Origin of the sequence: Pseudomonas sp. MYb193 (assembly GCF_002966775.1) — a bacterium.
In the GTDB taxonomy this organism is placed as follows: domain Bacteria; phylum Pseudomonadota; class Gammaproteobacteria; order Pseudomonadales; family Pseudomonadaceae; genus Aquipseudomonas; species Aquipseudomonas paracarnis.
Genome location: NZ_CP023269.1, coordinates 2,978,166 through 2,991,851 on the forward strand (window position 1 = coordinate 2,978,166; position 13,686 = coordinate 2,991,851).

Annotated in this window: 7 protein-coding genes; 6 read left to right on the forward strand and 1 reads right to left on the reverse strand. The window is 62.1% G+C overall.

The features are described 5' to 3' along the window. From CLM72_RS13590 to CLM72_RS13610, 4 genes are all read left to right on the forward strand, one after another. Positions 1–1,341 carry a TolC family outer membrane protein gene (locus tag CLM72_RS13590; RefSeq protein WP_003191155.1) on the forward strand — a complete coding sequence of 447 codons (1,341 nt, stop codon included), beginning with the start codon at positions 1–3 and terminating at the stop codon, positions 1,339–1,341. A gap of 48 nt (positions 1,342–1,389) precedes the next feature. Beyond that, positions 1,390–4,347: an autotransporter serine protease gene (locus CLM72_RS13595; RefSeq protein ID WP_105226794.1), complete on the forward strand. Its 2,958-nt coding sequence runs from the start codon at positions 1,390–1,392 to the stop codon at positions 4,345–4,347. A 175-nt stretch (positions 4,348–4,522) separates the two neighbouring features. After that, positions 4,523–7,630, forward strand: coding sequence for an autotransporter serine protease (locus tag CLM72_RS13600; RefSeq protein WP_105226795.1), 3,108 nt, complete (start codon positions 4,523–4,525; stop codon positions 7,628–7,630). 192 nt (positions 7,631–7,822) lie between these two features. After that, positions 7,823–9,247: a lipase gene (locus CLM72_RS13610; RefSeq protein WP_105226796.1), complete on the forward strand. Its 1,425-nt coding sequence runs from the start codon at positions 7,823–7,825 to the stop codon at positions 9,245–9,247. A gap of 119 nt (positions 9,248–9,366) precedes the next feature. On the opposite strand, the gene CLM72_RS13615 is transcribed toward CLM72_RS13610, so the two are convergent. After that, the gene (locus CLM72_RS13615; protein ID WP_003191162.1) at positions 9,367–9,591 is read right to left on the reverse strand and encodes a YgdI/YgdR family lipoprotein; all 225 of its coding nucleotides are present in this window, start codon (positions 9,589–9,591) and stop codon (positions 9,367–9,369) included. A gap of 189 nt (positions 9,592–9,780) precedes the next feature. Between CLM72_RS13615 and CLM72_RS13620 the strand changes: the two genes are divergently transcribed. Beyond that, positions 9,781–11,427 (forward strand): VRR-NUC domain-containing protein, encoded by a 1,647-nt coding sequence (locus tag CLM72_RS13620; RefSeq protein WP_105226797.1) that lies wholly within the window; start codon positions 9,781–9,783, stop codon positions 11,425–11,427. Beyond that, positions 11,424–13,682 carry an ATP-dependent DNA helicase gene (locus CLM72_RS13625; RefSeq protein WP_105226798.1) on the forward strand — a complete coding sequence of 753 codons (2,259 nt, stop codon included), beginning with the start codon at positions 11,424–11,426 and terminating at the stop codon, positions 13,680–13,682. The genes CLM72_RS13620 and CLM72_RS13625 overlap by 4 nt, the downstream gene beginning before the upstream one ends. Positions 13,683–13,686 lie beyond the last annotated feature (4 nt).

Below are 13,686 nucleotides of genomic sequence, written 5' to 3' on the forward strand. Positions count from 1 at the left end.
ATGAAGCCAGTGTTCATTTCGCTGTTGCTGGTGTGTGGCAGTGCCCAGGCGGCCATGGGGCCTTTCGATGTGTACGAGCAGGCGCTGCGCAACGACCCGGTGTTTCTCGGCGCCATCAAGGAGCGCGACGCCGGCCTGGAAAACCGCACCATTGGCCGCGCCGGCTTGCTGCCGCGGCTGTCCTACAACTACAACAAGGGCCGCAACAACTCCGAAGCGCACCTGCCTGACGGGCGCGGCGGCAGTTACCGCGACGACCGCAACTACAACAGCTATGGCTCCACCTTCAGCCTGCAACAGCCGCTGTTCGACTACGAAGCCTATGCCAACTATCGCAAAGGCGTAGCACAGGCGCTGTTCGCCGATGAAAGCTTTCGGGACAAGAGCCAGGCGTTGCTGGTGCGGGTGTTGAGCTATTACACCCAGGCGCTGTTTGCCCAGGACCAGATCGACATCGCCAGGGCCAAGAAGAAGGCGTTCGAACAACAGTTCCAGCAGAACCGGCATCTGTTCCAGCAAGGCGAGGGCACTCGCACCGATATCCTTGAAGCCGAGTCGCGCTACGAGTTGGCCACCGCCGAAGAGATCCAGGCCCTGGATGAGCAGGACGCCTCGCTCCGGGAGCTGGGCGCGTTGATCGGCGTGCAAAGCGTCAACATCAACGACCTGGCACCGCTGAACCAGAGCTTTGCCGCGTTCACCCTGACCCCGGCCAACTACGACACCTGGCATGAGTTGGCACTCACCAACAACCCGGTGCTGGCGTCGCAGCGCCAGTCCCTGGAAGTGGCGCGCTATGAAGTGGAGCGCAACCGTGCCGGGCATTTGCCCAGAATCACCGCGTATGCCACCTCGCGCAAACAGGAGTCCGACAGCGGCAACACCTATAACCAGCGCTACGACACCAACACCATCGGCGTCGAAGTAAGCATGCCGCTGTACGCCGGTGGCGGTATCTCGGCTTCCACCCGCCAGGCCAGCCGTGCGATGGAGCAGGCCGAGTACGAGTTGGAGGGCAAGACCCGCGAAACCCTGATCGAACTGCGTCGCCAGTTCAGCGCGTGCTTGTCAGGCGTGAGCAAGTTGCGCGCCTATCAGAAAGCGCTGGCATCCGCCGAGGCGCTGGTGGTGTCGACCAAGCAAAGCATTCTCGGCGGCGAGCGCGTCAACCTCGACGCACTGAACGCCGAACAGCAGCTGTACAGCACCCGCCGCGACCTGGCCCAGGCGCGTTATGACTACTTGATGGCCTGGACCAAATTGCACTACTACGCGGGCAACTTGCGCGATACCGACTTGGCCAAAGTGGACGAAGCCTTCGGCCCGGATGGAAAACTGTAGGAGCGCGTGTTTTGTGGCGAGGGAATAACAATAATAGGGAGTGTGCACATGATCACTGATTCACCGCGTTTCAAACCCTTCACCGCAGGTTCCTTGCTCTTGCTGTCCGTTGCGGCACAGGCGCAATACACCGAGACCGGCCAGCCGGGTAACCCCGCCAGTTGGCGCTCGGCCGAGTACCAGAGCGACTGGGGCCTGGGCCGCATGAAAGCCGATGAAGCCTACGCCACCGGGATCAGCGGCCAAGGCGTGAAAATCGGCGCGCTGGACTCAGGGTTCGATGCCAATCACCCCGAAGCCTCCAAAGACCGTTTCCACCCGGTCACCGCCACTGGCACCTATGTCGATGGCAGCGCCTTCAGCACCACGGGCGCGCTCAACCCAAACAATGATTCCCACGGCACTCACGTCACCGGCACCATGGGCGCCGCCCGCGACGGCGTGGGCATGCATGGCGTGGCCTACAACGCGCAAGTTTATGTAGGCAACACCAACGCCAACGACAGCTTCCTGTTCGGCCCCACCCCTGATCCCAAATACTTCAAGACCGTATACACCGCTTTGGTGGACTCCGGCGTGCGCGCCATCAACAACAGCTGGGGCAGCCAGCCCAAGGACGTCAGCTACCAGACCCTGGACAACATGCACGCGGCGTATGCCCAGCATTACAACCGTGGCACCTGGCTGGACGCGGCAGCGGACGTGGCCAAGGCCGGCGTGATCAACGTGTTCAGCGCCGGCAACAGCGGCTATGCCAACGCGAGCGTGCGCTCGGCCTTGCCGTATTTCCAGCCGGAACTGGAAGGCCACTGGCTTGCCGTGTCTGGGCTGGATAAGGCCAATAACCAGAAATACAACAAGTGCGGCATCGCCAAATACTGGTGCATTTCCACGCCGGGCGCGTTGATCAATAGCACCATTCCCGACGGCGGTTACGGCGTCAAATCCGGCACCTCGATGGCAGCGCCCCATGCCACCGGCGCGTTGGCGCTGGTGATGGAACGTTATCCCTACATGACCAACGAGCAAGCCTTGCAGGTGCTGTTGACCACCGCCACGCAACTCGACGGCTCGATCACCCAGGCGCCCAATGCGATCGTTGGCTGGGGTGTGCCTGACCTGGGCCGGGCGATGCATGGCCCTGGGCAATTGCTCGGGCCTATGGAGGTGAACCTGGCCGCCGGGCAGGGCGATGTGTGGAGCAATGGCATCTCCGACCAGGCGCTGCTTCAGCGCCAGGCCGAGGACCGCGCCGAACACACTGCCTGGCAGCAAACCCTGATCGACAAGGGCTGGCAAAACGGCGTGGGCGCCACTGCCAGCCAGCAGGACCAGACCGATTACGCCATTGGCAGCGCCCGCGACCAGGCCGCTGCCAACCGCGTGTACGAGGGCAGCCTGATCAAGGCCGGTGCCGGCAGCCTGGTGCTCAGCGGCGACAGCACTTATCGCGGTGCGACCCTCGTCAACGGTGGTCTGTTGGCCGTCAATGGCTCGCTGACCTCGGCAGTGACGGTGAATGACAGCGGCACCCTCGGCGGTTCCGGGCGTATCGCCGCGTTGTCGGTAAACAACGGCGGCCGTGTGGCCCCGGGCAATTCCGTGGGCACCTTGCAGGTAGCGGGAGATGTGAACCTCGGCGCGGGCTCGACCTATGCAGTGGAACTGACGCCTACCAGCAGTGACCGCATTGTTGCCGGCGGCCAGGCGGTTCTGGGCGGCGGCACCGTCACGCTGGCGCTGGAAAACAGCCCGACCTTGCTCAGCCAGAGCCAGGCGCAAAGCCTGATTGGCCGGCAGTACTCGATTCTCGAGGCGGCGGGCGGTATCCAGGGCCAGTTCGGGCAAGTGCTGCCCAATTACCTGTTCCTCGGTGGCACCCTCGACTACGCCGCCAATGCCGTGCAATTGAATGTCGGTCGCAATGGCGCCAGCTTCGCCAGCGTCGGCGCCACCCGCAACCAGCGCAACGTTGCGGCGGCCGCCGAGCAATTGGGCGCTGGCAACCCAGTGTATGAAAGCCTGCTGCAGTCGCAGTCAGCCGCCACCGCCCAGCAGGGTTTGCAGCAACTGTCCGGGGAAATCTACCCCGCCGTGGGTGCGATGCTGATCAACGACAGCCTGCAACTGCGTAATGCCGTGGGCGAGCGCCTGCGCCATGTGCCAGTGACCGGTGAAAGCAACCTGTGGTTCAAGGCGCTGGGCGCCTGGGGCAAGACCGACAGCCGCACTGAAACGGCGGGTTCCACCACCTCCATCGGTGGCCTGTTGGCGGGCGTGGATGGCGCGCTGGATGAGCAGACCCGCGTGGGTGTGGTCGCCGGCTACAGCGACAGCTCGCTGAATATGGGCAGCGGTACCCATTCATCGGCGTCCATCGACAGTTACAACTTCGGCGCGTACGCCGGGCGCGAGCTGGGTGACTGGCGCCTGAGCGTCGGCGGTGCCTACAGCTGGCATCGCGGCGACGTGAAGCGCGACCTGCAATGGGGTGATGTCAGCGGCAAGCAAAAGACCAAGCTGGACGCGACCACGGCGCAAGTCTTCACCGAAGCCGCGTACCGCATCCGCTTGCAAGCGGTGGCCCTGGAGCCGTTCGCCAACCTGGCCTATGTGCATCTGAACAGCGAGTCCTTCCACGAAAAAGGCGACGCCGCGGCCCTGGAACGCGGCAGCGACCGGCGTGATGCGGTGCTTAGCACCCTTGGCGTGCGTGCCCTGAAAACCCTGGCCCTCAATGACCACCAGCAACTGGACCTGTCCGGTTCGTTAGGCTGGCAACACAGCCTGACGGCGGTGGAGTCCGAAGAGCACCTGGCGTTTGTCGCAGGCGGGCCTTCATTTGCGGTGCGCAGTGCACCCTTGCTGCGCGATGCCGCCCTGGTGGGTGTGCAGGCCAGCCTTGCGCTGAATGCATCGACACGGGTCAACCTGGATTACAACGGGCAACTGGGTGGGCGCGCGAAAACCCAGGGCGTGGGTTTGAGCCTGAACTGGCAGTTCTGAAGACACCGCGAACAAAAAATGTGGGAGCTGGCTTGCCTGCGATAGCGGTGGGGCCGCCAGCAGAGGCGTGACTGGCCGGACGCTATCGCAGGCAAGCCAGCTCCCACATGGAGGCGGCGGTGTTCTGGAGAAAGTGATTTACACACGTGCAATAAGAAAACTAAGGAAGGTCACCGTGAAAAAACGCAAGTCAGGGTTAACTACCGCCATCCACACAGGCCCGGGCTATCCGCTCAAGGCGCTGAGCTGCGTGCCATACGGCGCGTTGCTGTGTTGCCTGGCAAGCCTGGGGACCGCCCAGGCTGCACCCTATGTGGAAACCGGCAAACTGGGCGACGCCGCCAGCTGGCGCAGCAATGAGTTCAAGGCCGACTGGGGCCTGGGCGCCGTGCACGCCGACACCGCCTATGCGGCCGGCTATACCGGCAAGGGCGTCAAGCTGGGGATCTTCGACCAGCCGGTGTATGCGCCACATCCGGAATTCGCCAGCTCCAACAAAGTGGTGACCATTGTCACCGAGGGCATCCGCCAATACACCGACCCGTATATCCCGGTGAAGGCCGGAGATGCATTCCGTTACGACGGCACTCCGTCCCTGGGCTCCAATGGCAAGCTGGGCAACCACGGCACGCATGTCGGCGGGATTGCTGCGGGTAACCGCGATGGCGGGCCGATGCATGGCGTGGCGTTCAATGCGCAAATCATCAGTGCCGAAAACGGTGACCCGGGCCCGGAAGACGGAATTATCCTGGGCAACGATGGCGCGGTGTACAAAGCCGGTTGGGATGCGTTGGTTGCCAGCGGTGCTCGCATCATCAACAACAGCTGGGGTATCGGCATCGGTGATCAGTACGCCAAGGGCGGGCGCGATCCGGCGTTTCCCAATTTCACCGTCAACGAAGCCCAAGCGCAATTCAACACCATTCGACCGATCCTCGGCACAATTGCAGGGGGGGCTTATCAAGGCGCCATCGATGCGGCCCGCAGCGGTGTGCTGACCATCTTCGCCGCGGGTAATGACTACAACCGTAACAACCCGGATGCCATTTCCGGTCTGGCGTACTTTGTGCCGGAGATTGCCCCGAACTGGCTGTCGGTGGCCGCTTTGCAGCAAAACCCGGACACCGCAAGTGCCAACCCCTATGTGATCAGCACCTTCTCTTCGCGCTGTGGCTATGCGGCGAGCTTTTGCGTATCGGCGCCCGGCACCAAGATCTACAGCTCGATCATCAACGGCACCAACCTGGACAACCTCACCAACGACTACGCCAACTTCAACGGTACATCCATGGCCGCGCCTCACGTAGCCGGCAGCGCAGCGGTGCTGATGGAACGCTTCCAATACATGAGCGGCGACCAGATCTCCACCGTGCTCAAGACCACCGCCACCGACCTCGGCGCGCCGGGCATCGACTCGCTGTACGGCTGGGGCATGATCAACCTGGGCAAGGCGGTCAACGGCCCAGGGATGTTTATCACCGCCGAGGATATCCCGGCCGAGTTCCGTATCGACGGCGCCTACGGCAGCGGCCAGTTCGTGGCGGACCTGCCGGGCGTCGGCGCGGTGGTGGATGCCGGCAAACCCACCCAGCGTGTGTGCGATGACTTGCACTGCGGGCGCGATGTGTGGAGCAACGACATCTCGGGCCATGGCGGCCTGACCAAGCAGGGCATCGGTACCTTGGTGCTCACCGGCGCCAACACCTACAGCGGGCCGACGCTGGTCAACCAGGGCTTGCTGGCGATCAACGGTTCGGTCACCTCCGACGTCACCGTGAGCCAGAGCGGCGTGGTCGGTGGTTCGGGGCGTATCGGTTCGCTGAGCGCGAAAAGCGGCGGTACCGTGGCACCGGGCAATTCCATTGGCACCTTGAACGTGACGGGCAACGTCAACTTTGAACCGGGCTCGACCTATGCGGTAGAACTGTCGCCCACCAGCAGCGATCGTATCGTCGCGGACGGCACGGCCACCCTCAACGGCGGCACCGTGACCCTGGCCCTGGAAAACAGCCCGACCTTGTTGAGCGCAACCCAGGCCCAAAGCCTGATCGGCCGTCAATACAACATCCTGCAAGCGGCAGGTGGCGTCACCGGCAGTTTTGCTGCGGTGCTGCCTGATTACCTGTTTGTCGGCGGTACCTTGAACTATGCCGCCAACGGCGTGCAGCTGGATGTGGCACGCACCAACAGCTTCGCCAGTGTGGCCGCCACGCCGAACCAGCGCGCCGTGGCCGCAGCCGTCGAGCAATTGGGCGCGGGCAATGGCGTGTACGAAAGCCTGCTGCTGGCACCCACGGCCGCCTCGGCCCAGGGCGCGTTCCAGCAACTGAGCGGCGAGGTTTACCCGGCGCTGGAAACCGCACTGGTCAATGACAGCCGCTACGTACGCGAAGCGGTGGGCGAGCGTCTGCGCAATGGCGAGATGGGCGCTACCAGCCAAGCCATCGACAGCCGTGGCAACGTGTGGGTCAAGGCATTGGGCGCCTGGGGCAAGACCGACAGCCGCAACGACACGGCGGGCTACACCACCTCTATCGGCGGCATGCTCGCCGGTGTGGACGGCGCCGTCGATGAGGCCACACGCATTGGCCTGGTGGCCGGTTACAGCGACACGTCGTTGAACATGGGCAGCGGCACCCACAGCCGTGCCTCGGTCGACAGCTACCATTTCGGCGCCTATGCCGGGCATGAAATCGGCGCCTGGCGCTTGAGTGGCGGCGCGACCTACAGCTGGCACCGCGCCGATGTCAAACGCGACCTGCAATACGGCGACGTCAGCGGCAAGCAAAAAGCCAAGGTCGATGCCCACAGTACCCAGGTGTTCACGGAAGCGGCGTACCGCATCAACCTGCAACCACTGGCCCTGGAGCCGTTCGCCAACCTGGCCTACGTGCACCTGGCAACTGACAGCTTCAAAGAGAAGGGCGACGCCGCCGCGCTGAAAAGTGGCGACGACAGCCGTGACCTGGTGCTCAGCACCCTGGGTATGCGGGCCTTGAAGACTTTCAATATCAACGACCATCAGCAACTGGAAGTCTCCGGCACCCTGGGCTGGCAGCACAACCTGAGCAGCACCGATTCGGAGCAGCACCTGGCGTTTGCCTCGGGCGGCCCTTCGTTCACGGTGGAAAGTGCGCCGATGGTGCGCGATGCGGCGTTGGTTGGGGCACGGGTCAGCCTGGCATTGAGCAAGGATGCGCGGGTGAACTTCGATTACAACGGCCTGCTGGCCAGCAAGGAGAAGGTGCACGGCGTCGGCTTGAGCCTGGACTGGGCGTTCTAAAGGCCAGGTGCACTTGGTTGTGGCGAGGGAGCTTGCTCCCGCTCGGGTGCGCAGCGCCCGCAAGTTTTTGGGGCCGCTGCGCAGCCCAGCGGGAGCAAGCTCCCTCGCCACACAAGCTCGCTCCTACAGGTGGAAACGGATAACAGGTGTTTTGGCTTTCTCTACAAATCCAACAACAGAGAGGCACTACCAATGGGTATCTTTGACTATAAAAACCTCGGTACCGAGGGCTCCAAGGCGTTGTTCGCCGATGCCATGGCGATCACGCTGTATTCCTACCACAACCTGGATAACGGCTTTGCCGTCGGCTACCAGAACAATGGCCTCGGGCTGGGGTTACCGGCCACCCTGGTCAGCGCGCTGATTGGCGGCAGCAATGCCCAAGGGGTCATCCCCGGGATCCCCTGGAACCCCGACTCGGAAAAAGCCGCCCTTGAGGCGGTGCAAGCAGCCGGCTGGACGCCCATCAGCGCCAGTACCCTGGGCTATAGCGGCAAGGTCGATGCGCGCGGCACCTTCTTTGGCGAAAAATTCGGCTACGGCACGGCGCAGGCCGAGGTGCTGGGCAAGTACGATGACGCTGGCAAGCTGCTGGAAATCGGCATCAGTTTCCGCGGCACTTCAGGGCCTCGGGAAAACGTGATCACCGACTCCATCGGCGATGTGATCAACGACCTGCTCGCCGCCTTCGGGCCCAAGGATTATGCCAAGAACTACGCGGGGGAGGCTTTTGGCGGGTTGCTCAAGAACGTGGCGGACTACGCCACTGCCCAGGGCCTGGGCGGCAATGACGTAGTGGTCAGCGGGCACAGCCTCGGTGGCATGGCGGTCAACAGCATGGCCGACTTGAGCGACAGTACCTGGTCGGGTTTTTATAAAGACGCCAATTACGTGGCCTACGCATCGCCGACCCAGAGCGCCGGCGACAAGGTGCTTAACGTCGGTTATGAAAACGATCCAGTATTCCGAGCCCTGGATGGCTCGTCATTCAACCTGTCGTCCCTTGGCGTGCACGACAAGGCCCACGAATCGAGCACCGACAACATTGTCAGTTTCAACGATCACTACGCCTCATCCCTGTGGAACGTGCTGCCGTTTTCCATCCTCAACCTGCCCACCTGGGTTTCGCACTTGCCCACCGGTTACGGTGACGGCATGACCCGTATCCTCGACTCGGGGTTCTACGAACAGATGACCCGCGACTCCACGGTGATCGTCGCCAACCTGTCCGACCCGGCACGGGCCACCACCTGGGTGCAAGACCTCAACCGCAATGCCGAGGCGCACAAGGGCAATACCTTCATCATCGGCAGCGACGGCGACGACTTGATCAAAGGCGGCAGGGGCGCGGACTTTATCGAAGGTGGCAAGGGCAATGACACCATCCGCGACAGCAGCGGGCACAACACGTTTTTGTTCAGCGGGCAGTTTGGCAATGACCGGGTGATCGGCTACCAGGCGACGGACAAGCTGGTGTTCAACGACGTGGCGGGCAGCAATGATTACCGCGATCACATCAAGGTGGTGGGCGGGGATACAGTCATTGGCTTTGGGACGGATTCGGTGACGCTGGTGGGTGTGAGCAGTCTGTCGGGGGAGGGGATAGTCATCAGCTAACGCATTCGGTGTGGGAGCTGGCTTGCCTGCGATGGCGCGGTCGAGACAGCCATGCGGTGACTGAAAAATCGCTATCGCAGGCAAGCCAGCTCCCACATTTGATGGGTTTTGCTAGATGATCATTTTTCCTTACGCACCGTGGCCACATCATCGGCCTTGATACGAATACGCTTGCCGGCAATATCGGTGAACTCGTAGAAGCCGTCGGCGGTCTTGGCGTTGGGCGTGTCCTTGGTCAAATACTGCGTGCCGTTCTGCAAGGTCACCACGGTTTGCGTGGAGCAACCGGCCAATACCAGAAAAGTGAGTGCAACCAGTGGCAGACCCAAATTCTTCATGTTCATAACCCTTACCTTTAACCCTGAAAAGTCCCGCAGCGTCTGCTTGCGGGGCCATAAATATTACGCGATCAACCCACTCATCAGATTGTTTTTTTGCAAAAAGTTGCAGGCGCCATTTATCTATTACTGATTGCAACAACGGCTTTGCCCCGGCACTCTGTATGCATAACCAGTATTTGATTGCATTGCACCATGGCCAACCCCCTCGAAGACCCCTTGTATTACCTGCATAACTTCCGCCAAGTGCTGGTTTGGTTGGGGCAACGCTACGCCGATTTGCTCGATGCGCACGAACAGCAATTCATTCAGCAATTTGACAGGTTGCCCCAGGCCTCCCAGGCGTTGTTGGTGCGCATGGTGATGCGCAAGGGCGTGCATTTTCGCGCCACTAAACTCCATTACCTGGAAATCGGTTGCCCCCATGCGGCGGCGGGGCCATTGCGTGAGCTGGGATGGGTGGAGGATCAAAGCCCGCTGCCGTTTGCCACCCTGTTCGCGCTGCTGCAAAAGAGTGAATTGCTCGGCGCCTTCAAGCCCTGGATCGATCAACCCAAGGGTAACAAGGCCGATTGGCTTGAACCTTTGGCCGCGCAATTTACCGAGTCGCGCAGCTTTGCCCAGTGGTGCCCCGACGTAGACGACGCGCTCTACAGCCTGACGGTAATGGAGTTGTGTGATCGCCTGCGCCTGATGTTCTTCGGCAATCTGCACCAGGACTGGTCGGAATTCGTGCTGGCAGACCTGGGCATCTACACCTATGAAAAAGTCGAGTTCTGCGCCGAGTCGCGTGGGTTACGCAGCCGTGAGGATGTGCACGGGTTTCTGTTCCTGCACCAGTGCCAGCAAGCCTTTGAAGCCGGTGACGCGCTGGATACGGTGTTGGCGCAGGTCGCCACGTTGTGTACCGACAACCCCTGGCTGGAAAAGCGCCGCGCCAAGCTGTTGTTCCAGATTGGCCAGTATTGCGAACGCTGCGCCGAGCTGGCGCTGGCCGAACAGATTTACCGCGGTTGCACGCACCCCGGTGCCCGGGCGCGGCTGATTCGCGTACTGGAGCGCCAGGAGGATTACGCCCAAGCCATGGCCCTGGCGACCGAGGCACAACAGGCCCCACACAGCGCCGCCGAACACCAACAACTGCTAAGGGTAGTGCCGCGCCTGCGGCGCAAACTTGGCGGGCCGGCGCTGCCCAGGGCCAAGCCCCAAGCGGTGGCGCGCCTGGACCTGGCACTGATGCAGGAACCGCTGCTGTCGGTGGAATCCAGTGTGCTGGCGCACCTGAGCGAACCGGATGCGCCCGTGCATTACGTCGAGAATGGCCTGATCAATTCGCTGTTTGGCTTGCTGTGCTGGGAGGCGATTTTCGCCCCGCTGCCGGGGGCGTTTTTCCACCCGTTCCAGCGTGGGCCAGCGGACCTGCACAGCGAGGACTTTTATCAACGCCGAGAAGCCTTGTTTGCCGCGTGCTTTGCACAACTGGAGGATGGTCGCTACAAGGCCAGCATCCGCCAACGCTATGTAGAGAAATGGGGCATTCAGTCGCCTTTTGTGTTCTGGAACCTGCTCAGCGAAGAACTGCTGGAGCAAGCCCTGGCCTGCCTGCCCGCCGAACACTTGCGCCATTGGTTTACGCGCCTGTTGCAGGATATCCGTGCCAACCGTGCCGGGATGCCGGACCTTATCCAGTTCTGGCCCGCGCAAAATACCTATCGCATGATCGAGGTCAAAGGCCCCGGCGACCGCCTGCAAGACAACCAGTTGCGTTGGCTGCAATTCTGCGGCGAGCACCAGATGCCAGTCACCGTCTGCTACGTGCGCTGGGCGGAGCAACCCGCTTGAGTTACAGCGTGGCTGTGCGGGCGTTGTGTGAGTTCACGGCCAAGGCCGGTGACCTCGACCTGCGCTTTACGCCGTCGCCCAGTGCCCAGGAAGGCATCGTCGGCCATCGCACGGTAGCGTCACGGCGCAATGCGCACTACCAGAGTGAAGTGGCGCTTGAAGGCGAGTACCAGCAACTCAAAGTACGGGGCAGGGCGGACGGCTATGACCCGGACAGCAACCGCCTCGAAGAGGTGAAGACCTACCGCGGCGACCTCGCTGCCCAGCCCGCCAACCATCGGCAACTGCACTGGGCCCAGGTCAAGGTGTATGGCTGGCTGATGTGCCAGAAGCTCGGGCTCAGTGAGATCGACCTGGCGCTGGTGTACTTCGATATCGTCGGCGAAGGCGAAACCTTGCTCAACCAGCGATTCGATGCGCCAGACCTTGAGCAGTTCTTCAACCAGCAATGCGCGCTGTTCCTGGACTGGGCCCGGCAAGAAATGCAGCATCGCGAGGCACGCAACGCTGGCGCGCAGAGCCTGGCATTTCCCCATGCCGACTTCCGTACCGGGCAGCGCACCTTGGCCGAGTCGGTCTACAAAGCAGTGAGTACAGGCCGGTGCCTGATGGCCCAGGCGCCCACCGGCATTGGCAAGACCATCGGCACTATCTTCCCGCAGCTCAAGGCCTTGGTGCCGCAGCAACTGGACAAGGTGTTCTTTCTCACCGCCAAGACGCCCGGGCGCAAGCTGGCCCTGGATGCTGCGCAGGTGTTGTACGACAGCAGTCCCGATCTGCCACTGCGTGTGCTTGAACTGGTGGCTCGGGACAAGGCATGTGAACACCTGGACAAAGCCTGCCATGGCGATTCCTGCCCATTGGCCAAGGGCTTTTACGACCGCCTGCCTGCCGCCCGCCAGGCCGCGTCCCAGGTGCGCCTGCTCGATCAACGCAGCCTGCGCAACGTGGCGCTGGCTCATCAGGTATGCCCGTACTATTTGAGCCAGGAAATGGCGCGCTGGAGCGACCTGATCGTCGCCGACTACAACTATTACTTCGACTTTGTCGCGATGCTGTTCGGCCTCGCCCAGCTCAACCAATGGCAGGTCTCGGTGCTGGTGGATGAAGCCCACAACCTGGTCGAGCGAGCCCGCTCGATGTACAGCGCCAGCCTGGATCAATACAGCCTCAAGACCGTGCGCGACAGCGCACCCGAGGCGCTGAAAAAACCCTTGCAGCGCCTCAACCGTGAGTGGAACGCGTTGCACAAGGACCAGCTGGCGCCTTATCAGGCCTACGCCGCCAAACCCGACAAACTGCTCCAGGCCCTGAGCCTGTGCACCAGCGCCATGGGCGATTACTTCAACGATCACCCCGATGCCCTCAACGGTGACCTGCAAGCCTTCTACTTCGACGCGCTGCAATGGGCCAAGGTGGCGGAGCTGTTTAACGAGCACTTTATTTTCGATATCACTAAGCGCTCGTTCACCGCCAAGCGCAGCAGCTCGACCCTGTGCCTGCGCAACGTGGTACCGGCCGAATTCATCCGGCCCAGGCTTACGGCTGCGCGCAGCAGCGTGTTGTTTTCCGCGACCTTGAGCCCACGGCACTATTACGCCGATTTGCTGGGCCTGCCAGCGGACACCGCCTGGGTCGATGTGGAATCGCCATTCAAGGCCGAGCAGTTGCAGGTGAGCATCGTTGAGCGGATCTCCACGCGGTTCGTGCATCGCCAGGCATCGCTGGAACCCATCGTGGCATTGATCGCCCAGCAGTTCGCCGCGCAACCGGGTAACTATCTGGCGTTTTTCTCCAGCTTCGATTACCTGCAACAGGTCGCGCAGCTACTGGCTGAGCGACACCCACAGATTGCGCTGTGGCTGCAATCGCGGGGCATGGTCGAGGCTGAACGCCAAGCCTTTCTCGACCAGTTCACCCCGCACAGCCAGGGCATCGGCTTTGCTGTGCTCGGTGGCGCGTTCGGCGAAGGCATTGACTTGCCCGGCACGCGCTTGATCGGCGCGTTTATCGCCACCCTGGGCTTGCCCCAGCTCAACCCGGTGAACGAGCAGATGAAACTGCGCATGGGCGCGATTTTTGGCGCGGGGTACGACTACACATACCTGTATCCCGGTATTCAAAAAGTCGTGCAGGCGGCGGGGAGGGTGATTCGCGGCCAACAGGATCGGGGGGTGGTGATGTTGATTGATGATCGGTTTGGCGAACAGCGGGTGCGGCAGCTGTTGCCGCGCTGGTGGACGCGTGAGCCTTGACGCT

Coding starts and splice junctions, on each gene's coding strand:
- CLM72_RS13590 (WP_003191155.1), top strand. CDS start 1: ATGAAGCCAGTGTTCATTTCGCTGTTGCTGGTGTGTGGCAGTGCCCAG.
- CLM72_RS13595 (WP_105226794.1), top strand. CDS start 1,390: ATGATCACTGATTCACCGCGTTTCAAACCCTTCACCGCAGGTTCCTTG.
- CLM72_RS13610 (WP_105226796.1), top strand. CDS start 7,823: ATGGGTATCTTTGACTATAAAAACCTCGGTACCGAGGGCTCCAAGGCG.
- CLM72_RS13615 (WP_003191162.1), bottom strand. CDS start 9,591: ATGAACATGAAGAATTTGGGTCTGCCACTGGTTGCACTCACTTTTCTG.
- CLM72_RS13620 (WP_105226797.1), top strand. CDS start 9,781: ATGGCCAACCCCCTCGAAGACCCCTTGTATTACCTGCATAACTTCCGC.